Origin of the sequence: Providencia sp. PROV175, from assembly GCF_032707045.1 — a bacterium.
GTDB lineage: Bacteria > Pseudomonadota > Gammaproteobacteria > Enterobacterales > Enterobacteriaceae > Providencia > Providencia hangzhouensis.
In genome coordinates this window covers 479,137-502,578 of sequence record NZ_CP120533.1, presented here as the reverse complement: position 1 = coordinate 502,578, position 23,442 = coordinate 479,137, and the positions used below count along the sequence as shown (strand labels likewise).

16 protein-coding genes are annotated in these 23,442 nt (G+C 39.4%); 12 read left to right on the top strand and 4 right to left on the bottom strand.

Annotated elements, in window-relative coordinates:
* Window positions 1-199 precede the first annotated feature (199 nt).
* The gene (locus tag P3L44_RS02160) at window positions 200-1,018 is read left to right on the top strand and encodes a helix-turn-helix domain-containing protein (protein WP_272661996.1); all 819 of its coding nucleotides are present in this window, start codon (window positions 200-202) and stop codon (window positions 1,016-1,018) included.
* A gap of 58 nt (window positions 1,019-1,076) precedes the next feature.
* Here P3L44_RS02160 and P3L44_RS02155 read toward each other — a convergent pair whose 3' ends face one another.
* Entirely contained in the window at window positions 1,077-8,855 is a 7,779-nt protein-coding gene (locus P3L44_RS02155; RefSeq protein WP_316928258.1) for an Ig-like domain-containing protein, read from the bottom strand.
* 223 nt (window positions 8,856-9,078) lie between these two features.
* Here P3L44_RS02155 and P3L44_RS02150 point away from each other — a divergent pair, with 223 nt between their 5' ends.
* From P3L44_RS02150 to P3L44_RS02125, 6 genes are read left to right on the top strand one after another with little or no spacing between them, the layout of a single operon-like run.
* On the top strand, window positions 9,079-9,534 hold the full coding sequence (locus tag P3L44_RS02150; RefSeq protein WP_110592519.1) for a hypothetical protein: 456 nt from the start codon (window positions 9,079-9,081) through the stop codon (window positions 9,532-9,534).
* Window positions 9,485-10,402: a hypothetical protein gene (locus P3L44_RS02145; RefSeq protein ID WP_272662000.1), complete on the top strand. Its 918-nt coding sequence runs from the start codon at window positions 9,485-9,487 to the stop codon at window positions 10,400-10,402. The genes P3L44_RS02150 and P3L44_RS02145 overlap by 50 nt, the downstream gene beginning before the upstream one ends.
* Window positions 10,403-10,406: 4 nt before the next feature.
* Window positions 10,407-11,633: a TolC family protein gene (locus P3L44_RS02140; protein ID WP_004261227.1), complete on the top strand. Its 1,227-nt coding sequence runs from the start codon at window positions 10,407-10,409 to the stop codon at window positions 11,631-11,633.
* Window positions 11,614-12,864, top strand: coding sequence for an HlyD family efflux transporter periplasmic adaptor subunit (locus P3L44_RS02135; RefSeq protein ID WP_272662001.1), 1,251 nt, complete (start codon window positions 11,614-11,616; stop codon window positions 12,862-12,864). Before P3L44_RS02140 ends, P3L44_RS02135 begins: the two co-directional genes overlap by 20 nt.
* A gap of 3 nt (window positions 12,865-12,867) precedes the next feature.
* Window positions 12,868-13,332 (top strand): hypothetical protein, encoded by a 465-nt coding sequence (locus tag P3L44_RS02130; RefSeq protein WP_096865050.1) that lies wholly within the window; start codon window positions 12,868-12,870, stop codon window positions 13,330-13,332.
* Complete coding sequence (locus tag P3L44_RS02125) at window positions 13,319-15,304, top strand: ATP-binding cassette domain-containing protein (protein ID WP_272662002.1); 1,986 nt, start codon at window positions 13,319-13,321, stop codon at window positions 15,302-15,304. The genes P3L44_RS02130 and P3L44_RS02125 overlap by 14 nt, the downstream gene beginning before the upstream one ends.
* Window positions 15,305-15,389: 85 nt before the next feature.
* Here P3L44_RS02125 and gntU read toward each other — a convergent pair whose 3' ends face one another.
* From gntU to gntR, 3 genes are all read right to left on the bottom strand, one after another.
* Window positions 15,390-16,745 (bottom strand): gluconate transporter, encoded by a 1,356-nt coding sequence (gene gntU / locus P3L44_RS02120; protein ID WP_004915184.1) that lies wholly within the window; start codon window positions 16,743-16,745, stop codon window positions 15,390-15,392.
* On the bottom strand, window positions 16,745-17,284 hold the full coding sequence (gntK, locus tag P3L44_RS02115) for a gluconokinase (protein WP_004915186.1): 540 nt from the start codon (window positions 17,282-17,284) through the stop codon (window positions 16,745-16,747). Before gntK ends, gntU begins: the two co-directional genes overlap by 1 nt.
* A 385-nt stretch (window positions 17,285-17,669) precedes the next feature.
* On the bottom strand, window positions 17,670-18,665 hold the full coding sequence (gene gntR / locus P3L44_RS02110) for a gluconate operon transcriptional repressor GntR (RefSeq protein ID WP_140172899.1): 996 nt from the start codon (window positions 18,663-18,665) through the stop codon (window positions 17,670-17,672).
* A gap of 200 nt (window positions 18,666-18,865) precedes the next feature.
* On the opposite strand from gntR, the gene P3L44_RS02105 reads away from it, so the two are divergent.
* The 5 genes from P3L44_RS02105 to modD are packed head-to-tail and all read left to right on the top strand — an operon-like array spanning window position 18,866 to window position 23,352.
* Entirely contained in the window at window positions 18,866-19,903 is a 1,038-nt protein-coding gene (locus P3L44_RS02105) for an ABC transporter substrate-binding protein (RefSeq protein ID WP_115166479.1), read from the top strand.
* Window positions 19,900-20,916, top strand: a complete 1,017-nt coding sequence (locus tag P3L44_RS02100; protein ID WP_109913064.1) for a FecCD family ABC transporter permease — start codon at window positions 19,900-19,902, stop codon at window positions 20,914-20,916. The genes P3L44_RS02105 and P3L44_RS02100 overlap by 4 nt, the downstream gene beginning before the upstream one ends.
* Window positions 20,913-21,680 (top strand): ABC transporter ATP-binding protein, encoded by a 768-nt coding sequence (locus tag P3L44_RS02095; RefSeq protein WP_200129349.1) that lies wholly within the window; start codon window positions 20,913-20,915, stop codon window positions 21,678-21,680. Before P3L44_RS02100 ends, P3L44_RS02095 begins: the two co-directional genes overlap by 4 nt.
* 11 nt (window positions 21,681-21,691) lie before the next feature.
* The gene (locus P3L44_RS02090; RefSeq protein ID WP_115166476.1) at window positions 21,692-22,510 is read left to right on the top strand and encodes a class I SAM-dependent methyltransferase; all 819 of its coding nucleotides are present in this window, start codon (window positions 21,692-21,694) and stop codon (window positions 22,508-22,510) included.
* Window positions 22,507-23,352, top strand: coding sequence for a ModD protein (gene modD / locus P3L44_RS02085; RefSeq protein ID WP_272662003.1), 846 nt, complete (start codon window positions 22,507-22,509; stop codon window positions 23,350-23,352). Before P3L44_RS02090 ends, modD begins: the two co-directional genes overlap by 4 nt.
* Window positions 23,353-23,442: the final 90 nt, after the last annotated feature.

Here is a 23,442-nt window from a genome sequence, read left to right as displayed (position 1 = left end):
GTATCCCTGCGTTCCTTTTAATAAACCACATCGCTATACACTGAAGTTTATTAAGTCAGGAAGTAATAACAAATCGATCTTTCAGCTTATGCAAGCTCAAGGTTTGTTGTTAAAAATATGGAAGCCGTGAACAATTCTTTGACACAACCAGAATAATTTTACGGTAATAATCGTAGGTAATATTTATTTAGGTTCAAAAATGTCGACTAATTTCTGTGTAAAATCGTTTCATACCTATATTGAAACCCTATCAAATAAAATAAAAAATAGCCTTTATCTAACTCACTCTCTGCTATTTAAAGTGAGGTCTGGCGAAATTGAAATACGGATAGAAGAAGGCCCATGGCAAAGACTAACGGCTGCAGATATCTGTTTTCTCCCCAAAGGATCTTCAATTGAGATAATCAATCGTGATAATCACAATCTACTGGCTGTAGATGTACTTCCAATGACCACAGATATGTTGAAATCCTTTTATCAACAGCATGCAGCATTATTTATTAATAAGAAAAAGACACACTCAATAAGCCAAATTTGTTGTACTAGCTTACAAGAAAACCCGATTATTGAAGATGTATTTCATTCTGCTATTAAAGAAGCTAACTCGCCGACCAGCCATAATGTTATTCATATTTATTTAAACTTTATTCTATCATTTTTTTTACTGGTAAATGAATTTACCTCTACATTATATGCCTCAATGAATATCTCGATAAAAGATAAAGTGTATGACTTAATTTTTCATAGCGTAGGTAAACAATGCCATACTCTAGATACTATCGCAAAAAAACTCCATATGAGCCCTTCAACCCTTAAACGACGACTAGCCAGTGAACATACAAGTTTTTCCAAAATTAGCTTAATGTCCCGAATGAACAAAGCAATGATATTATCTAGAACAGAAAATATGCCTATGACACGTATCGCCCAAGAAGTCGGCTATGATGATGTCCCTTATTTTTTACTGGCATTTAAAAGTTTTCATGCGCAGCCAAGCTTCCCCCATTCCTTGATTTAGTACTTTATTCACCTTTAAACTTTAGCCTTACCATTTTCATGGTAGGGCTATTATTCAATTAAAAATAGTGTTCCTCGATATCAGATGGAAGCGCTAAGGTATCTATTGGCGGGATATCGACCTGAGTACCGCCTGTATTATCTATTGGCCTTACAGTTGCATCGGGCAAATCGGAATAAATAGTAAGATTACCTTTAACCTGTGCCTGATTTCCTGCCTGATCATATACATTAACTTCATAGTCATGCACACCTTCAGCTAATGGGTTCAATACCGATATTTCCCATTGACCCAGTTTATTCGCTTTTTGTTCATAGGTATGATTATCAATGGTTAAAAATACATGAGTGTCTGGCTCCGTTGTCCCACTGAATTTTGGCGTATTTACATTGGTTATATCATCGCCTTTTTCACCAGAGTCAGTCATAACATCTAAGCCACTAACAAGCTCAGGGGCTTTGGTATCAATAGTCACCTTTCCTGATTGCTGTGCCTGATTACCCGCTTTGTCATATGCATTAATTTCATAGTCATGCACACCTTCAGCTAATGGGTTCAATACCGATATTTCCCATTGACCCAGTTTATTCGCTTTTTGTTCATAGGTATGATTATCAATGGTTAAAAATACCTGAGTGTCTGGCTCCGTTGTCCCACTGAATTTTGGCGTATTTACATTGGTTATATCATCGCCTTTTTCGCCAGAGTCAGTCATAACATCTAAGTGACCAACAAGCTCAGGGGCTTTAGTATCAATCGTCATTTGCCCTGTAAGCGCCTGCCTATTTCCCACGGCATCTTTAACTTCAATACGATAATCATAGGTTTTATCAATCAAGGCATCAGTAACAGATATCGCCCATTTTCCTTTTTCATCCGCCACCCCTTGATAGATTTTACCGTCAATTTCAAGCGCAATAACTGCCTCAGCCTCTGTCACCCCACTAAATTTTGGCTTATTGATATTCGTTATATTATCGCCCTTGTGGCTTGAGTCAGTGGTGTTATTTAGCCCCCCTAAAATTTCTGGCGCTTGAGTATCAACAGTAATTTTTCCGGTTAAATTGTCTGTCCCTAAGTTCCCCGCAATGTCAGTTACCCTTATATGATAATCATGTGTCCCATCGATTAGTGGTTCTGTTAACGTAAAGCTCCACTCCCCTTGTTTATCAACAAGGATATTCGTGTAGATCTCTTGACCAACTGTGATTTCCAAATAAGTGCTAGGCTCTGCAATCCCAGCAAAAGTCGGCCTCGTCATACTGGTTAAAATATTCTGTTTAGTGCTGGAGTCTGTAGGGTCCACCACACCACCAATAAGGTAGTCAGGTGCTAATGTATCAATAACCAATTGCCCAGAAACTTGTCCTTTAATACCTTTAATATTATCAATCGCAAAAATGACATAATCATGAAGACCGTCACTCAATTCAGTATCTACCTGGATCGTCCACTCTCCTTTCTCATTGGCGGTAGTTTCAAAAATTGATGTAACTTTATTATCAAACACTAATCGAATTGTCGCATTTGGTTCGGTAATTCCGCTAAATGTAGGCTTATTTACATTGGTGCAGTCATCGCCCTGAATACCTGAGTCTGAATCTTCTTCTAATTCCCCACTCACTGAGGCGACTGTTTTCACAATAAAGTTACCAGAAACTTTGTTCTGGTTTATTTGTCCAAGCACATCCACTGCTTCTATTTCATAGAAATGCACGCCATCAGCAAGTGCTTCATTATCAGGCAATTTAATCTGCCAATTACCATCATAATCAGCGGTAGTACGATATATATTTCCATTGATCGTCAAGCGTACTTCCGAATTAGCTTTGGTTGTTCCATTAAATGTTGGTTGGTTAACATGAATAGTGCCGCCATTTGATGATTGTTCGTCTAATACCGCATTCAATACTGGCGGGGTAATGTCATATACCAAATCAAACTCAAACTGCGTTTCACGATTAGCTAAATCCTTTGCCGTAACCGATAATTGAATTTTTTCACCATCCTTAATACCTACAGGAACAACATCACTAGGTAATTTCAGCTGCCAACTCCCCTGATTATTTGCCTTTGTCGTACCAAGTGTTTTTCCATTTATGTCTTTGATGGTAACTAGGCTTGCGACGCTTGTAGTCCCCGTGAGTGTTAAATCATTTTGGTTGAAAAGTAATTTGCCATCTTTCTCAGAAATTAATTGTTTATCATTCACACCAAATTCAATACTTGGGGCAGTCTTACCGGATTCATCACTGAGCACTTTAATAATTACTTCATGCTCAGTTTTATTACCCGCGATATCAAATGCAGTTATTTTTGCCACATGCTCGCCGTCAGGTAATGCCAGCTCATTAGCAAAAACTGTTTTAGAGCCATTATATTTAGTTTTTAGCTTATTATGTCGAGTCGTTTTTCCATTCACGTTTATCAAGTAATAATCCATATTTCCATTATAAGTGAAAACCAATTTAGGATTGGTTACATTCGCAACTTGTGTACCCGCATGAAGTTGCTCCTCAGCAACCTGAAAATGATTAAATATGGGTGCCTTAGTGAGGATATTAAGTGTTGTTTGCCCAACTGAAACTGTACCATCGTCTTGGATAAAACTAATATGGTAAGCGCCATCCCCTTTAATCGGTACTTCGAAGCGCCACTCTCCCTGATCATTGGCTTGAATAGGATAACTATTACCATTTACTTTGGCTGAGATCGTGCCACCGGCTGTTATTTTGCCTTTATAAACGGGTTTTTTATGATTGGTATAGTGGTTACCGATTTGGCCAGAATCTGTATCTGGGTCAAGGTAAAACTTGAAATCACTGATAAATACAGAAGAAGATACTTCCCTTACCGAACCATAAACATCTTTAAATGTGAGAGTATAGGGGACTTCTCCTAAAGGAAGCTGGACATCGTCGGGGACTTTGAAATTCCATGAGCTTCTGCTTTTACCAAAAGCTATTGAATAAGTTTTTCCACCAATAAAAATGGTCCCTGCAAGCTCATCTCTATCCGACGAACCTACAATCTTTCCCTGTAACTTTGGGGAACGACTTGAGCTTAGTGAGTTATCAACTTCCCCAGTACTACTCGACTCTGCCGCAACTTGAAATGCCACATTTAAAACGCAATCCTTTATTTGAATCCCTTTTTCTTCAATCACCTTTTCTGTCGTCAACCCAGCTGGAGACGTTGCAATTAATACCAAATTATCAAGGTCATAACGGCGATCCACTTTAAGAAAACCTGGCGGTAAGCTAAAAGACCAATTTCCATTTTTATCAATGTCTGAGATGGAGAAAATATGCTCATCCTTCTTACTCAGTCTAAACTTAAATTGTAAACTTGAACCAGGGGTTACTTTTCCTTGAAAAGTCGCCATCAAATCATTAGTCGATTTCTCACCATAAAATTTACCTTTATTCCAAGGTGAAGCCAGAGCAGCATCGGTAATCTCCGGTTTACTCGAATTAATCGTCAGTGTATCTATTTTTTCAAATTGATTATTTGCTGTATCCGTAACAACGATTTTATAATCACCAATAAAATCTTTTGGTAATTCATTGGGTAAAGATAAACTCCAAAAGCCGTTGTTATCAACAACTGTCGAAACCGACTCATTATTTAGTTCCAGAGTGATTTCACTCCCCGGCTCACTTTTTCCTGTAAATACAGGTTTACGATGTGCAGTAATAAAGTTTCCTTTGGTTCCAGTATCCGTTTCTGTACTTAGTTCAATTGTGGATACAGGAGCAGTAGTATCTATAAAAATATTCCCAGAAATATCCTTTGTTTGCCCATTTATTGGGTGTTCCGCCGTCACAAGATACTGGCAATTCCCTTCCGCGAGCTCTTTAACTTGGATTTCCCAATTTCCAGTGACTTTATCTGCCAATGTAGAGAAACTTTCATTCCCAATTGTCAGTCTAACTTTAGCCCCCACCGTGGCGTTCCCAGTAAATTTAGGCGCTTTAATATTAGTGATATAGTCACCTTGCTTTCCACTATCATACGCAGCATCTAATGTGGCGGTTAAAGTCGGGGGGTGAATGTCTCCAGATCCTACTGATGAGGGCAGGTATGTAAAACTCTGACTAATTGTCTCTTTGTTACCAGCAGCGTCCTCTGCGATGACCTTGTAGTGATTATCCTTGCCTTCATTCGCATCAACATCAAAAATCAGAGACCATTTTCCTTGGCTATCGGCGTAAGCCGTTTTAATTTGTCCTTTAAACTCAGCGGTAATTTTACTTTCGGGGTCAGCTTCTCCACTAATTTGTGGTCGTTTTAAGTAGGTTATCAACGCATTCGAATTGTCTTGGCTCGCAGGGTCTAAGTGTGCAATCAGCGTGATATTGCTATCGACAATAAACTGCCCGCTGGACATCCCGATATTTCCGACAGTATCGGTCACACTCACTTGATAATCATACTCACCGTCTTGATTGACTGCGGGTAATGCCACTTGCCACTGCCCGTCTTTATCGGCAAGGGTGCTGTACTCCTGCCCCGCAAACTGGATCACCACCGCCGATTGCGGTTTGGTTATCCCTTCCAGTGTGACCGCTTGGTGCTGCGTAAGATTGTCCCCTTTGGCGCCGGAATCGCTGCTTTCGGTGAGCGTCGCGGTCGCAGCCGGTAGTGTCGTGTCGACCCATACCGTCTCGCTGATTTTCTCGCTATTTCCCGCAATATCGGTGACCTGCACCTTGAGCAAGTGGCTTCCGGACGCGAGTGCCGAGGTGACCATAATCGACCAAGCGCCCTGTGCATCGGCCACCGTTGAGTAAATTTCCCCACTCAGTGAAACCTGTATCGTCGCGTGGGGCTCGGATTGCCCAGATAATGTCGGGAGCGGTTGGTTAGTCATCAAATCAGACTGGTTATTGAGTTGTAACGTCGTGGGTTGCAATGTGGTTTTTATCTGCACGGACTCTGTAACCACCGTGCTATTGCCTGCCACATCCGTGGCTTTCACCGTATAATCATAGGTGCCGTCGGCGAGTACATTTTGTGTCACCACCGACCAAGCCCCATGGCTATCCGCTGTCGTGACCACTGGTTGTCCGCCAATCGTCAACTCGACACGGCTTCCCGCTTCCGCCTTGCCTGAAAAATGCGGACGCGACTCTTGAGTGATATGGTCGCCAACCTTGCCACTATCAGACAGTGTATCAAGGTGGACCGATAGGCTATCCACCTGAGTATCAACAATAAACTGCCCGCTGGACATCCCGATATTTCCGACAGTATCGGTCACACTCACTTGATAATCATACTCACCGTCTTGATTGACTGCGGGTAATGCCACTTGCCACTGCCCGTCTTTATCGACAAGGGTGCTGTACTCCTGCCCCGCAAACTGGATCACCACCGTCGATTGCGGTTTGGTTATCCCTTCCAGGGTGACCGCTTGGTGCTGCGTAAGATTGTCCCCTTTGGCGCCGGAATCGCTGCTTTCGGTGAGCTTCGCAGTCGCAGCCGGTAGCGTCGTGTCGACCCATACCGTCTCGCTGATTTTCTCGCTATTTCCCGCAATATCGGTGACCTGCACCTTGAGCAAGTGGCTTCCCGACGCGAGCGGCGAGGTGACCATAATCGACCAAGCGCCCTGTGCATCGGCTACCGTTGAGTAAATTTCCCCACTCAGTGAAACCTGTATCGTCGCGTGGGGCTCGGATTGCCCGGATAATGTCGGGAGCGGTTGGTTAGTCATCAAATCAGACTGGTTATTGAGTTGTAACGTCGTGGGTTGCAATGAGGTTTTTATCTGCACGGACTCTGTAACCACGGTGCTATTACCTGCCACATCCGTGGCTTTCACCGTATAATCATAGGTGCCATCCGTGAGTGTTTGCTGTACGACGATAGTCCAATCCCCATCGCTATCCGCTGTCGTGACCACGTGTTGCCCGTCAATCGTCAACTCGACACGGCTCCCCGCTTCCGCCTTGCCTGAAAAATGCGGACGCGACTCTTGAGTGATATGGTCGCCAACCTTGCCACTATCAGACAGTGTATCAAGGTGAACCGATAGGCTATCCACCTGATTATCCACAGTGAATTGTCCATTGGACATCCCGATATTTCCGACAGTATCGGTCACACTCACTTGATAATCATACTCACCGTCTTGATTGACTGCGGGTAATGCCACTTGCCACTGCCCGTCTTTATCGGCAAGGGTGCTGTACTCCTGCCCCGCAAACTGGATCACCACCGCCGATTGCGGTTTGGTTATTCCTTCCAGTGTGACCGCTTGGTGCTGCGTAAGATTGTCCCCTTTGGCGCCGGAATCGCTGCTTTCGGTGAGCTTCGCAGTCGCAGCCGGTAGCGTCGTGTCGACTAACAGGCTTTGGATAAAAACCCCCTGATTTCCTACGCTATCTGTTACCTTAACATTTAATATATGTGAGCCATCAGCTAAGTTATCACTGATAGTGAGTGACCAATCACCCTGTTCATTCGCCTTAGTGAAGTACTCTTTTCCAGCTACCTTAACGATGACATTGGAATTCGAATCTGTTTTTCCCGTAAGCGTTGGCTTTACTTTGCTGGTCAAAAAAACCGTTGAGTTATCAAGCAGTACACTAGCATCTGGTTTTGATGTTTTGATAGTAACGCTCTCAGTGATGATTTTTTGGTTACCAGCAGGATCCACGGCAGTGACTTGGAAGTTTGATACTCCATCGGCCAATGGTTTCTCGACTGTTATTCGCCACGTACCTTTATCATCAGCAATTGCCGATAATGTTTGTCCTGCAATCGTTAGCGTTACCGTACTACCAGCTTCAGCTTTCCCTATAAAAGTAGGAACTTGCTTGTTAGTTAGTCTCTCCGCCGACGTTTCTGTATCCGAATGCCCATCAAGGCTAACAGAGAGATTATCAAGCTGAGTGTCGACTTCAAATTGGCCATTCACCGTCACAGGCTTACCTTCACCGGAAAAAGCAACTAATGAATATTCATATACTTTATCTTCTAACGGTTCAGTGATTTTTAATGACCACTTTCCATCTTTATCCGTTGTGATCGAATATTTGTTATCATTAATCGTTAGATAACCCTGACTATCAGGAGAGATAACCCCAGTAAATATTGGTGTATTAATATTCGTAATATTATCCCCCCTTTTCCCTGAGTCGGATTCTTCGCTTAATTTTCCTTGAATAAAAACCTGTGTTATAGGTTTAGCTATCTGGGAAGGTGCTAATGGTTTATTTGCAGGCTGAGAGGGTGATGAAGAACTTATTGGCATAACAACCGGTGCAGATGGTGAAGGAAAGGTTAAGCTGCTGTCTTCGACTTGTGCTTTCTCTGCTTTATTTTTTTGATTTAGCTGGTTTTTCGCTTCTGTGAGCTTTGTTAATGACGAACTTAGTAATACCTCTTTTTCATCTTTCTCAGAAGACAAGGTCTGAAGCGCCTTTTCTAATTGTTGGTTTTTTTGATTTAACTCCGCCAGTTTTTCACTGAAACTTTGTTTATCGTCTTGTCGGTTATCATATTGCTGTTCCTCACCTTCAATTTGCTCATTATTCTTTTTTGAGGCTTGGCTATCAGTATATTCAATGATGTCACTCGTCAATTGCTCTTTGATATAAATAGCATCAGCACCGACATTTAATGTTATTGATGATAGAATTTCATCTTGTGAAAGAATCTCGCCCTGCTCAGTCAATAATGTCATATTTCCTAAAATAACTTCAGACAGCCCATTTTTAATGTTCTCAATAGAACCATCTGGCTTAGTTACAATTAAATCAAGCCCTTGAACTTTAAACTTTTGGATTTCTATGCTTTTTAATTTATCTGTGATAGTTTTATCTGTCATGTTCTATATCATTATATTAATAAATGGGGTTATCAGCTATATACCCATAAGCTGCCGTTAATGAAACCGATTATATCCATTTAATTAAAAATAAAACGTCATTTAAGATAATGTGGTCTGACAATCTTTTTTTTTGAGCTCCAATTCCAGTGAGTTCATTTCAATAGCGATTATAATATAATCCTGAATTAATAAAATTGTTTCTAAAATAAAAGAATTAGATATGGAAGAAAATGATGATAACTCTGATGAAGAACTAGCCCCAATGGTTGATGGGTTAAGTGGAACACTATGTATAATTATTTTAGTTTCTATGGTGTTTATTTTCAGCGGAATGAAAACTGCAGAAACCCATATTAATTATGGACAATTAAAATTTGAAAAAATACAAATAGATATCCAAAATAAACGTCTTTATTTTAAAGGTGGAATTCATTTATCAAGCAATGAAACCTCTTTAATCAAACAAGAAATAGTTAAAAATAAAAGTAATAAAATTATTATCAGTGGTTACATCAATGATAAAATCAGCCACAGTAAAGAAAAAAACACCTACAACCTTCTTTATATGGCATCACTAATTAAGAGTCTGGGAATTAATAAAGAAATTGTTCTAAAACAAGGAACAAGTGAATATTGCCCAGGTTGGAACTCATGCATTTATTGGGATTACAAATAACATGTATTATCTTGGATTATTTTTTTATGCCGCAACGTTTCTCGCTTGTTTTTTATTACAATCGGTACGTGAAATGGTTCAGCAATGTCTATTACTTGCCCCTGAAATCAGCTACACCATGATTGGGATTTATATTTATCCTTTAGTTATATTTTTATTTCATCGATTATTTAATAAAAATAAAAAAAGCAACTATACATTACTCTCAAACCAAACGAAATTATCTGCATCCGTTACTGTGTCATTAGGATTAATAGGAACATTTATTGGATTAACAGGGATGATCACCGCAATATCAGCATCACTTGGAGGAGAAGGTGATGTCTCAGAAAAAATGAACGCCATGATCTCATCTATCTCAATGGCACTTAATTCAATGTCCTTTGCATTCTTACCCTCTATTCTTGGGGTTTCTATTTCAGTTTTACTGTTAGTGAGTTTGAATTTCTTTCATTTCTTTTACCAAAAAGAAAATAAAAAAACTCAACAACAATCTGCAAACTACTCAGAAGAACTTAATCATATTCAAGAAACCCTGAACACATTACAGAAAGTGAATATCAATATAGCGCAAAAAATGATTTCCGTGACCGAAAGCAATGAGCTAGCAACTGATATTTCCTCACATCTTCTGGCTTTATCCTCCACAGCACAAGAACACTTAGAGGTTTTACAATCAATAAAAGAAGCTGACGATGACTGGAAAAGAAAATTAGCCATCTACTTATTAGAAGAAAAAATAAACAAAAACAATCAGAATGAAAAAATTTCAGAAGAAATATTAAAAATAGATCAAACTACACAATGGCTAAAAGAAAATACCATTGAGAGCAGAAAAAAACTATTAACTTTATTATCAATGGAGTAAGCACATGCGTCCTATCACCTTAGGTTTATTATTAACATTATCACTACCAACTTGTAGCTTAGCCAATCAAGATGTAGAAAACTTCCAAACATTTATTGGCCGAGTATTAAAAAACTCCAATCCAGTTCAAATAAAAGCGTTAGAATTAGAAGCTGAAAACCTCAGAGCAAAACAAACAGATTATTATTATCTACCAAAAATATCCGCTTCAGGAAAAATAAAAAGCCATGATGGCAGCACTAACAGTAATATTACTGCCAGTTCATTGATCTATGACACTACGTTAAGTCACCGGTTTAATGAAAAAAATTTAAAATTAAAAATATCAGCACTTTCACTAAACAAGGAAAAAGAAGAACTTTACACCTCGACAACTAACAACTTAATTGGTATTTATTATCTCAATGAGCTAACAAAAACAACAGCTGATTTAAATAGCAATGCTAAAAGTATTTTCAAACTTATTACTCATCGCTATAAAAGTGGCATAGCAAAATACAGTGATGTTGAACAAGCTTCTTTATTGATGCAGAGGATTGAAACAGAGCTACAAAATATAGAAAAAGAGATTGAGCAATATAAGTCTAATATTGAGCTTTTATCAGGCATTACCTTTCCTTCTAAAGGTGTAACGGTTCCAAAAAATCTATTAAAAAAATTACAAGAAACTATTATTGATAGTGAAAATGCACAACAGAATAGCGAATATAACTTGCTACGTATGCAAGCTGATGCAATGAAAGAAAATGCTTATCAACAAAATCCCTTCTTAAATGTTAATCTTATCGCCGAAGAACGATTTATTGATCAAGTTAGAAGTCGTAACGAGTCTTATATGGGAATGGAGGTTAAATTAAATATCTTTGACCTTGATAAAGTTCTGAATGAAAAATCTCAACTGAAACTGTATGAAGCAACAAAAGGAAAAGCTGATTATAAATATAAAGAATCCACAGCTAAAATTAAAAATTTAAAATTAATCGCTAATTCAAATTCGACTGAACTTACAGGGCTACATGAACAACGTAAGACCATGCGCTCAATAATTAAAAGCCAACAAAGGGAATATGAAATATCACAATCTTCTTTCTATGAAATGGTGAACACACTATTTGATATGTTAACAATGGAAAGGCGCATTGCTGAATTAATGATTGCTGATATGAAAAACAAAATGGAATATATCCAATTAACAGGGAAGTTAGCTGAAATTGAAACGTTATCTAAATAAACTGAACCGGGCACCTAAAAAATTAAAAATATTTCTAGGTATCACGTCATTATTTATCGGTTATATTATATTAGCTAAAATAGAAATATCCTCTCCAGGAGAGGGGATTATCTCAGGAGTCTCCAATCGACTAGAAATAGTGAGCCCGGCTTCTGGATTTATTAATCAGTTCGCTATTAAAACTGGTGATAAGGTAGAAAAAGACCAAGTTTTATTTTCCTATACTAATTTAGATGTCTTTCATCAAGAAAAAACCTTATCCGGCCTCGTTACTTTTGCTAATGAACGCATCAATGAATTAGAAGAAAACAAAAAACTGTTAAATAAAATCCTTGATGGAAGCATAAATACGGAATCTGAATATTTTTTCTTTGCAAAGGGCTTACAAAGTAAAACTTTAAGTGCCTATAGAGAACTCTATGGTCATATTCTCTTACGCATGGAGATAAGTAATTTACGAGATAAATATATCTCACAAATTAAAGAGTCTAGCGAACTAGAAAATCAAATTAACATACTGAAAAAGAAGGACTTATTATTAAAAAATGCAAGAGCTCCTGAAATTGAAAAACTCAATAATAATGCTGAAATCAGCCGCACCACCGCGCTAATAGCGTCAGGTGAATTAAATGCTCAAGGGTTATTGCGAGAAATCTCACTGCAAGAAAAGAAGTATACCGCACGACTTATCGGGGAAATACAAGAAAATGAAACTCTACTTAATCGACTAAAAAAAGAGAAATTAGAAAACAGTGGTCAGATGGAATTACTGCGCAATAAAATAAGAGCGAATAGTGTGTTATCACCAGCTGACGGGATTGTATTAAGTATCGAAAAAGATTTAGAGAAAGGTTCGTATGTTGAAGCCTCAAATTTAGTGATGGTGATTAAAAAACAACAAAGTACGCGGGTTATTGAAGGTAAAATATTAGCGAAGTATCGCCCTTTTATAGCGCCACAGCTACCAGCCAAAATTGTGGTGAACTCCCCTGGGTTTAAAAAAATCATTAACGGGAAAGTTACAAAAATCAGCGCTGATTCCTTTAGTGACAGGGAGCGGAACAGCCAAGAACGCTATTATTCAGTACAAATTACACCAGAACAAAATACGGAGCTCCTTCGAGAACATGACGGTTTGCCAGTGATGCTCTATATCTCTAGTAAAGAGATTTCAGTACTTCATTATTTAACCGCATTAATTAGCGATAACATTACATTTAACGTTTGGTGACTTATGTTAGGTTTTATTTCTGCATTATCTGCTGCTGTTGCAACTATGACATTACTTATGGCTGTGCTCTTAGCTAATGTGTTATCAAGCACAATGGCTGCTGAAAAAAATAAAGGCAAGGCGGCATTGATAGGAATTGATAACCACAATACTGAAGCGTCTTCATCTATAAATACCGATAGTAATAATGACAATAAAAATGGCAATGGCAATAACATCATGACATCGTTAATGTTTAGCCATGACACCTTAAAACTAATTGATCATAAAAAGGTTAAATCTATTGATGTTTATTGCAGTTATGGAAATAACATATCTTTTGACGCAGCAATGACCTATACCATCTATAACACGGTATTAATTAAAAAAAACACGCCTAATGTACACATTAAAGCCTTAAAACCTATTGAGGATAATCAAGGGGTTAACGCTTGCTTCCTAAAGAGTGAAGAAAATGAAAGAAAGTAGTTTCCATGATGTTATTAATCAATACTTTAAGATATTAGGAGAACCATTTTCCTCTCCAGCACTCTCTTATGATAATAAATATATCTTAAATAATATAAATGAATTTATTAATAATGATTTTTTCACTTATCAATACACTTCTATTTCAGATTTTAATGAAAAAAAGCTACCTGCTCTCTTTATTATGGAGATAGCAGATGGGAAATATATTATCATCAAAAATCATAGAGGCCAGCTAACTAATCTAACAACCGACATAGCAATAACACAACAACTAATTGAAAATAAACATTTATTTTCATTTACTGCAAGTGAAAACACACTCAATGAAGAGAGCATATATAAATCACTGATTAAGTTAACACCAAAATCTAGCTTATTGTCATTACCTTTAATTGTATTCGCACTATTATTACCTTTATATTCAAATCTTTTTAACTCCCGCTTAGTTTATAGTGAATCTATAAGCTCACTTTTATATATTAGTTTTATTTTCATTGTCGTTATTGGCTTAGAGTTTTTTATTAAACACATTATTCATGAACAGAACACAAAAAAAATAAAGCTTAACATCAGTACTTTTAATCGCTATTTTATTAATTTATTAAAACAATCTAGTTGTAAAAGTGCCTCAATTAAAGTGAGAACAGCAGAAGCATCAATCTTACAAGTTTGGGAAATTAAGCCTCAAATTATTTATGATTTCGGGTTAGCCATTTTATTTTCATTTTGCATTTTTGGTATGTTAGGTTTTTATTCATTATTGCTATTGAGCTATTACGCTGGGCTTATCTTTTTATGCCTACACATCCGCTTTCTTTCCTATAAAAATATGCTCCGAGCGAATACCTTAAACTATGAAAAATCAGCCATGTACTACTCATTGGAACAAAAAAAACATGAGCTTTGTTTTGCCAGAGATAACCATTTTAAACAGTACATCAGTATAAAAACTAATGAAGATGAAAAAATAAAATTAAAACTAAATGAGGCCAATCACCATTGGATGGAAATTATCAAAGTAAATACGTTTTTATCTATGATAGTAATGTACGTAGCTAGCTATTTGGCTATTGGTGAAGGCAGTCTAAGCTTGGCTTCTGTTATCGCCGTGATGATCATTAATAGTCGACTTTCTGGTGCAATTACAAGTGCCATTAATCGCTTATTTATGGTGAAAACACATCTATTTCATATCAAATCCAGTATTGATCAGTTAAAAAACAACCCACTTATCCATTTCAAAGCAGATGGTATAACAACAGATTCAATAAAACATTTTAGTGCAAAAAATCTTAGCGTTAGCATTAATGGTAAAACCATTATTAATCAGCTTGATGTTGAAGCCAAACCCGGCGATGTTATTGGTATTACTGGTATTTCAGGCGTAGGAAAGACATCACTAATGAAAGCATTATGTGGGATTTCAGAATACTCATCAGGGGATATTACAATCAATGGTATTGGTATCGATGAAATTTCCCAATGCTTTTTAACAGAAAAAATTGCCTACCATAATGGTATTTCAACATTTATTCATGGCAGCATTCGTGATAATTTTAATTTCTACGGTGTATTCGATAACAATACAATTGTTCACCTTACCAAATTATGTTGCCCATCCTTACTGATTAGTAAGGAAACCTTAGACGATACACTCATCACCGATATCGCCGCATCTACAGGGGAAAAACAAAAGTTACAGCTCGCTCTGACTCTGATAAAACAACCTGAAATGATATTCTTAGACGAATCGACATCATTTATGGCGACCTCTGATGCACTCTCATTCTTACAATTAATGAAGCAAGAGTTTGAATTAGATAAATCAATTATTTTCTTTTCTACTCACGACTTAGGACTAACCTCATTTTTTACGAAGCATATTGCATTATCACCGGGTCATGCTAAACACATTAGCTCCCCACAGCATCACAATGAAATTGTTATTCCTAAAATTAATTTAAGCTAATAAAGCAAAACGCCCACTTGATTGTGGGCGCTTTGATGACGTTTAATTCAATGAATTTAACTTTGGTGTGTTTTTATGAACCGTATTACAAGAACATAAAGAACACCATACCAACAATTGCCCCTGTCGTACCAAGGATAGTTTCCATTACCGTCCATGTTTTTAGCGTTTGCGCTTCTGTCGCACCAGTGAATTTTCCATATAACCAGAAACCAGAGTCATTCACGTGGCTTAAGATCAATGAACCGCCAGAAATACAGATAGCTAATGCTGCCAGCTGTGCTCCTGAGTAACCTAACTCACTGATAACTGGGAGTACTAAGCCTACTGCAGTTAAACATGCAACCGTTGCAGAGCCTTGAATAACACGTACTGCTCCTGCTAATACAAAGCAAGCAACCGCAATCGGTAAACCAGCACCAATTAAAGAATCACCTAGCGCAGGGCCAACACCTGAATCCACTAAAATTTGTTTAAATACGCCACCAGCACCCGTTACCAGTAAAATGATCCCAGCGGGTTGAATCGCTGCAGAACAAATCGCCATGACTTTTTCTTTATCCATACCATAACGGAAACCTAGGCCATAAATCGCCAGTAAACACGCTAACAGTAATGCGGTGAAAGGGTGACCGATAAACTCTAACCAATGCTCAAGCGTGGTTCCTTTTTCAACTAAATGTGTTCCGATGGTTTTTAAACCCACTAATACCAATGGGAAAAGCACTAAACACAAGCTAAATCCAAAGCTTGGCATTCTGCCATGTTCTGTATTTGGCGCTTGGTAATCTGCTGGAATATCAATATGAACAAAGTTACTGATAAATTTACCAAATAAAGGTCCCGCTAAAATCATGCCAGGGATAGCAGCACATAGCCCAATTAAAATCATCCAGCCATAATCTGCACCCATTTGTGATGCAACCAACATTGGTGTTGGCCCCGGTAATAAGAACGCAGCCGCAGCGGCAACCCCTGCAAATAATGGTATAGCAAGGCGAACGACGTTATGCCCAGTGCGGTTCGCTACCGCAAACACCACACCGATTAACAAAACAATCGCCACATCAAAGAAGAGTGGTAGTGCACAAATCAACCCTGCGACACCCACTGCATAATGCGCATTTTTTTCACCAAACAGATTCAGTAGCTTATTCGCAATCTGATCTAAAGCACCTGTTTCATGCAGAATTTTACCGAACATTGCTCCGAGAGCGACTACGATAGCAAGGAATCCTAAGGTTCCCGCCATTCCTTTTTGCATGGTTTCAGTGATCTGTTGTACTGGCATACCAGAAAACAAACCTGCACCAATAGAAACGATCATGAGTGCGACAAATGCGTGTAAACGAGCATACATCACTAAAAAGAGCAGTAAAACGACCGAGCCAACCGCCGTCAGCACGAGCGTTAACGTGCTTAATGTTTCTGGGGTATTCATTAGTTATCTCCAGCGACAATCTTACGAATAGTAGAACACGTATTTTCAATCACGTTTTCTAAGGATGGGCGAATATCAACAACCTGCACATCAGGTTCATCCGCACCAGGTTCTTGCAAGGCATCAAATTGCGATTTCAGCATTTCAGGTTTAAAGAAATGCCCTTTACGTGCTTTCAATCTTTCTTCAATAACAACCGCATCACCTTTTAGGTAAATAAAATAGAGGTTGTGGTTCCCCTCTCTTAAGATATCTCGATAGCTTTTTTTCAATGCGGAACTCACCACCAGAGATACCCTATTTGTTCTTTGCATTGCAAAAATGGCATTGTTCAATGCAACTAACCAAGGTTTACGGTCATCATCATTTAATGCATGACCCGATGCCATTTTTAAAATATTTGATTTAGGGTGAAGAAAGTCACCATCAAGGAAGGCAGCTTGCAGTTGCTGTGCGACACCTGTGGCAACAGCAGACTTACCACTACCCGATACCCCCATTAGTACAAATGTATAGTTTTGTTTTTGGGTATCATTCATAGGAAACTCCTCAGATATTCACTATTGTCCTGGCTTTAGTTAAAAACCGGCATTTGTTACCGGTAATAAGTTACGGGTAACATTATCATCAGTGAGGATTTATTTAGCAATCAAATTGGTGAAGAAGAAAACAGATCTGTGATGATACTCTCAAACTGACTTCAGAAGAGGCAGGTGAAAGACAAAGTAAAACTCGCAATCAATATAGAAACAAAAAACAAAAAGTATATTTAAACTTTATTACTCCCCTTAAAGCATTCCTCTAAATAGTTCGTGTTGTCGCTAGGCGCCAAGCGAGTCAAGCCCTAGGAGCATACATAAGTATGTGACTAGGGTTGGCGAGTACAGGCAACAACGCGACAGCGCGAAGTATGACGAGGAATAATTAGATACTTTCGCCAGTAAGGACACAAAACCCCACATCAAAATGCGTCTCGACAAGCTTCTTACCAGACATTCTCGCCAACAAAACTTCCGCCGCCTTGCGCCCCATTTGGTCCCTTGGCGTCAAAATACTTGCCAGTTTTGGCGTCATCACTTGCCCTACGTCATGGCCATGAAAACCTGAAATAGCAAGGTCTTGTGGGATTTGAATCCCTAGACGTTGACACTCAAAAATCGCCCCTATCGCCAAGTCATCATTGGTACAAAATAAACCGTCGGTATCTGGGTATTTAGCGCGGCAATCGTGCAGTAGTTGGGCACCTAGCGAATATGACGAACTCGCTTGTGTCATCACATTACGAGGCTCAAGATTTGCATCGAGCATGGCCTGCTCATAACCCTTTAAACGAATAAAAGTACGCTCATCATGCCTTGCCCCTAAATACACAACTTTACGGCAGCCACGCTCAATCATCGCTTGGGTCATTTGGCGGGAAGCTTCAAAGTTATCGATACCCACTGCGATATCTAGGCAAGGTGAAACGCTATCCATAATCTCAACAACGGGGATCCCCGCAGTTTTCAGCATACGTAACGTGCGTTCAGTATGTGTTCGTTCGGCTAAAATCACACCATCAATATTATAAGAAAGTAGCGAGGTCAGCCGCTCTTCTTCTTTTTCTGCTAAATAACCATAGTGAGCAAGCATGGTTTGGTAACCATGACGGTCCGTCACTGCTTCAATTCCACGGATGACTTCGGCAAAAACTTGGTTAGTTAAAGATGGGAGCAATACCCCAATGGCATGGCTGGTTGAATTCGATAAAATATCGGGCGCCTTATTTGGAATATACCCGGAAGCCTCCACCGCCTGAGCAATTTTATCGCGCAAAGCTTCTGAAACCTGCTCTGGGTTTCGTAAAAAACGGCTCACCGTCATTTTTGTGACGCCAACTTGATCGGCAACATCCTGCAGAGAAGGTCTTTTTTTCTTCATAAGTTCAAAGCGATATCCAATTCGTTAACGATAACTATGTTCTGCTATCTATTAATGGATAGCAATCTTTGTTACTGATTTACATCATATAAACATCGAATTTTCTGAGCACGGCAACTTTTATAGTTGACTCTCTATCATGACTCCGCTAATTTTCGCGTTATATAATTATTATCATAACGAAGCAATAAAATTAGATTATGGCAATCAATCGTAGGCAGTTCCTTAAATCCAGTGCAGCACTGGCTATTTTTTACAGCTTGCCGAGCTTTGCACAAACTCGCCTAGCCGTCGAAGCGGCCATATTTGGAAAACTCCCAGCACCAGAAAATATTCACCGAGTCATCAGTTCAGGTCCTCCTTCCGACTTACTGATGTTCGCATTAGCTCCTGAAAAGATGGTGGGTTTCGCCTCTATTTCGCTGAAAAAAGGGCAAACCGGCCTTTTTGCACCACAATGGCTTGAGCTGCCTGTTTATGGCCGCTTAGCAGGCCGTGGGAGCACCCTTTCTCTTGAGCAGCTGCTGTCTTATAGCCCAGATTTGATCATTGATACTGGAAACATTGACGAAACTTATCGCTCACAAGCGGAAAAGGTCGCCAAACAAACTCATGTACCTTATTTATTAATCGCCGGCGGGTTAAAAGATTCACCTCAACAACTTACACAACTAGGTGAAATATTAGGCGTTATCCCGCAGGCTCAAACATTGAGCCAACTCGCTCAACGCTATATTAATGATGCCACTTTATTTGCCAATCAAAACCAACAAAAATCGCTGAGTTTTTACCTTGCAAGAGGAGCAAAAGGTTTAGAAACTGGCGCTAAAGGCTCAATTCATACTGAAGCGATTGAAATGCTCGGGTTACGTAATGTGGTTGATATTCCTAATTTCCATGGTCTGACTACGGTTTCTATGGAGCAATTATATCAATGGAACCCTGACATCATTATAACTCAATATGACGAATCCATTGAATTAATGACAAATTCCGCATTATGGAGAGGCCTTGATGCCATTGCCAACAACCAATTATTACTATTTAGTGGCATGCCATTTGGTTGGTTAGATGGGCCTCCAGGGGTTAACCGCCTATTGGGAATGAGGCGCCTACAAAGCCATTTTGATAAAAATATTGCTGCGAATATTAAGCATGATATCGCTGAGTTTTTTACTCATTTCTACCATTCATCATTAACGGCACAGCAAGTTGAGTTGCTCATGGAAAAATCATGAATGATGTACTGAGACAAGGGAGAAGATCCTTTTTATTAATCATCATTTTATTAATAAGTTTTATTATCGCCTTAATAAGTGGTAAGTACTCACTTACATTCAATGAGCTTTATCATCTATTTGTCAGCCAGTTATCTTCTCATAGCGAGTTGAGCAACCCGCGCCATGAAACTATTTTCTGGCAAATACGATTTCCTCGCACGTTAGCCGCTATTGTCATTGGTGGAGGTCTGGCTATTGCAGGAGCGGCTTACCAAGGTATGTTCCGTAACCCATTAGTTTCCCCTGATATTTTAGGCGTTTCCGCCGGTGCTGGCGTGGGTGCTGTTATCGGTATTTTCTTTGGCCAATCCTTATTTTACATTCAACTGAGCGCATTTATTGGTGGGCTAATCACCGTCTCCTTAGTCTGTTTTATTGCTCGATTAGCGCGGCAGCATGATCCTGTTTTATCCTTGGTGCTGGTCGGTGTTGCCATCAGTGCACTATGTGGTTCTGCCATCTCCTTAATGAAAATTCTTGCCGATCCCTACACTCAACTGCCTTCCATCACATTCTGGTTGTTAGGTGGATTGTCATCGATTACCCAAGCTGACCTAGTCTCCGTGTTACCGATGATGGTTATCGGTATTATTCCGTTATTATTATTACGCTGGCGAATGAATTTACTCAGTTTATCGGATGAAGAAGCCAAAAGCCTTGGGATCAATGTCAGTTTAACTCGTGCTATCTTCATTGTTTGTGCCACTTTACTCACGGCAAGTGCGGTTTCTATTGCGGGAATTATTGGCTGGATAGGCTTGATTGTGCCACATATCACTCGAATGATAGTGGGCGCTAACTTTCGCTATCAGCTCCCTGCATCACTGGCAATTGGTGCTATTTTATTACTCATTACAGATACCTTAGCACGGACTATTGCGGCAATTGAATTACCCATAGGCATTTTAACCTCCGCAATTGGCGCCCCCTTCTTTTTGGCTATTTTGTTACAGACAAGGCGGGTGAAATGAGTATTTTGTCTTTGCAAGAGGTCGCTATTGGTTATCATGACATATCAATCATTGATGGTATTAATCTTTCGTTACCTAAAGGTGAGATTAGCTGCTTATTAGGCGCCAACGGCTGCGGTAAAACCACGTTAATGAAAACTTTACTGGGACTATTACCGGCAATTAAAGGTAAGGTATGGCTCAATGGGCAAGAGATTAAGAACCTTAAACCACGCGAAATCGCCAAAACTGTCGCCTATGTTCCCCAAGCTCATGATACCCCCTTTACCTTCACGGTACTTGATATGGTTATGATGGGCTTAACACCGCATATTTCATTATTTTCGGTTCCTAAAGAAACAGAAAAAAATTTAGCCTATCAACAACTCAAGCATCTGAATATCTCACATTTAGCATCACGCCTATACAGCACGCTTAGTGGAGGAGAAAAGCAATTAGTATTGATAGCAAGGGCTTTAATACAAAAACCATTACTTCTAATTATGGATGAACCTGCCGCTAGCCTTGATTTTGGTAATCAAATTCGCCTACTTGAGCAAATAGAAAAATTAAAATCTCGCGGTATGACAATTTTGATGTCAACTCACCATCCACAGCATGCCGCTGCTATCGCTGATAATGTTATTTTGCTCGATAAGCACCACAAAGCAAGGCAAGGATTATCTAAATGTATGTTAACACTTACTAACTTAGCAGACCTCTATAATGTGGATAAACATAGCATTCAATCTCACTTTCAGTTTCCATCAGCGTTTTCTAGTTAAGGTCAGAAGCCATGTTAATCAATCAAATCGATTTTGCAAAAATGTACCAGCAACATATGCAACAAGCTCAACGAAGCCGTAAAGAACCGGAACATTGGGATAAAAAAGCACAACAAATGGCGCAAACTTGCGCTAACCCCAATGACCCATATTTAGTCCAGTTTCGCAAATTAATGGATTTAACAGGTGCTGAAACACTGCTTGATGTGGGCTGCGGCCCTGGCTCCATCAGTCTGTGTCTTGCGAATGAATTCAAAGATGTTATTGGTATTGATTATAGTCGTGGCATGCTTGAGATGGCTGAACTGCGCGCAAAAGAACTCGCTATTCACCATGCACGCTTTGAAGTACTCGCATGGGAAGATGATTGGAGTTCATTGCCAAAAGTGGATATTTCAGTGGCATCGCGTTCAACACTCGTTGATGATTTAAAAGCCGCTTTACTCAAGCTCAATCGCCAAACAAAATTACGGGTTTACACCACTCATACCATCAACCCAACATTTATTGATGAACACATTATTCGCAAGATAGGCCGCGAAGTTATTCGTTTGCCAACCTACATTTACGCCGTGAATATTTTGCATCAAATGGGCATTAATGCGCGCGTTGATTTTATCAAAAGTCCTAAGAAAGGTGGGTTTGATAGCTTTGACACTTTCGCTGACAGCGTCAATTGGTCTCTTAAAAATATCACACCAGAAGAAACCGCTATCTTACGTAAGTACTATGATGAACAAACGGCTTTAGGTAAAACAATTCCTTATCCATCCAGAGATTGGGCGATGGTATCTTGGGATGTGGTTGATGAATCGGAACTGACATTATGATTTACCTACCCGATACATTAATCGACCAACTACTGCTAGATGACATTCAATACGGTGACCTCACCACACGGGCACTCGGCTTGCACTCTCAAATGGGTGTAATAACCTTTACATCCAAATTCGGAGGTTGTATCAGTGGGCTGATTATCGCCAAACGCATGCTAGAGAAACTGGGGATCACTTGTGATTGCCACTTTCAAGATGGCCAACTTGTTGAGCCACAAAGTGTTTTAATTTCTGCCACTGGGCCGATTGAAGCCTTGCATCAAGGCTGGAAAGCGGTGCAAAACGTGCTTGAATGGTGTAGTGGTGTCAGCCACTACACTCAGCAAATGGTCAGTATTTTGCGCCAATATCAACCGGATGGGCAGCTTGCGTGTACTCGAAAAACTATTCCTCATACCAAGCCTCTTGCCTTAACTGCGATTTTGGCAGGGGGCGCTATTATTCATCGAGCGGGTAGCGCAGAAAGCATTTTACTGTTCACCAACCATCGTCAATGCCTTGAAAATCCAGATGATTGGGCAAGCCATATAAAAACACTGCGCCAAGCAGCCCCAGAAAAAATGATTATTGTCGAGGCAGATGATTACGAACAGGCCATTCTTGCAATCAATGCGCAAGCCGATATTGTACAACTCGATAAACTGCCCATTGAACAAATTCAGCAACTACAAGAACTCACCAAGCAGCAAAACTGGCCTTGCCAGCTATCGATTGCAGGTGGAATTAATTTAAAAACAATAGAAGCATTCGCGCAAACTGATGTATCACTCTTAGTTACATCAGCGCCTTACTACGCAGCACCCCGAGATATAAAAGTGAAGATCTTTAAGCAGTAAGCTAAGAAGTTAGCGTCAGAAAAACCGTTCGTAAAAATAGCCTACCCCGTAGGCTGCATCCACTTATGGTTAATGACGCATATCGTTATA

What these genes read in the sequence shown, in the direction of transcription:
- P3L44_RS02160 (WP_272661996.1), top strand. Translation starts at nt 200, where the DNA reads ATGTCGACTAATTTCTGTGTAAAATCGTTTCATACCTATATTGAAACC.
- P3L44_RS02155 (WP_316928258.1), bottom strand. Translation starts at nt 8,855, where the DNA reads ATGACAGATAAAACTATCACAGATAAATTAAAAAGCATAGAAATCCAA.
- P3L44_RS02150 (WP_110592519.1), top strand. Translation starts at nt 9,079, where the DNA reads ATGGAAGAAAATGATGATAACTCTGATGAAGAACTAGCCCCAATGGTT.
- P3L44_RS02140 (WP_004261227.1), top strand. Translation starts at nt 10,407, where the DNA reads ATGCGTCCTATCACCTTAGGTTTATTATTAACATTATCACTACCAACT.
- P3L44_RS02130 (WP_096865050.1), top strand. Translation starts at nt 12,868, where the DNA reads ATGTTAGGTTTTATTTCTGCATTATCTGCTGCTGTTGCAACTATGACA.
- P3L44_RS02125 (WP_272662002.1), top strand. Translation starts at nt 13,319, where the DNA reads ATGAAAGAAAGTAGTTTCCATGATGTTATTAATCAATACTTTAAGATA.
- gntU (WP_004915184.1), bottom strand. Translation starts at nt 16,745, where the DNA reads ATGAATACCCCAGAAACATTAAGCACGTTAACGCTCGTGCTGACGGCG.
- gntK (WP_004915186.1), bottom strand. Translation starts at nt 17,284, where the DNA reads ATGAATGATACCCAAAAACAAAACTATACATTTGTACTAATGGGGGTA.
- gntR (WP_140172899.1), bottom strand. Translation starts at nt 18,665, where the DNA reads ATGAAGAAAAAAAGACCTTCTCTGCAGGATGTTGCCGATCAAGTTGGC.
- P3L44_RS02105 (WP_115166479.1), top strand. Translation starts at nt 18,866, where the DNA reads ATGGCAATCAATCGTAGGCAGTTCCTTAAATCCAGTGCAGCACTGGCT.
- P3L44_RS02100 (WP_109913064.1), top strand. Translation starts at nt 19,900, where the DNA reads ATGAATGATGTACTGAGACAAGGGAGAAGATCCTTTTTATTAATCATC.
- P3L44_RS02095 (WP_200129349.1), top strand. Translation starts at nt 20,913, where the DNA reads ATGAGTATTTTGTCTTTGCAAGAGGTCGCTATTGGTTATCATGACATA.
- P3L44_RS02090 (WP_115166476.1), top strand. Translation starts at nt 21,692, where the DNA reads ATGTTAATCAATCAAATCGATTTTGCAAAAATGTACCAGCAACATATG.
- modD (WP_272662003.1), top strand. Translation starts at nt 22,507, where the DNA reads ATGATTTACCTACCCGATACATTAATCGACCAACTACTGCTAGATGAC.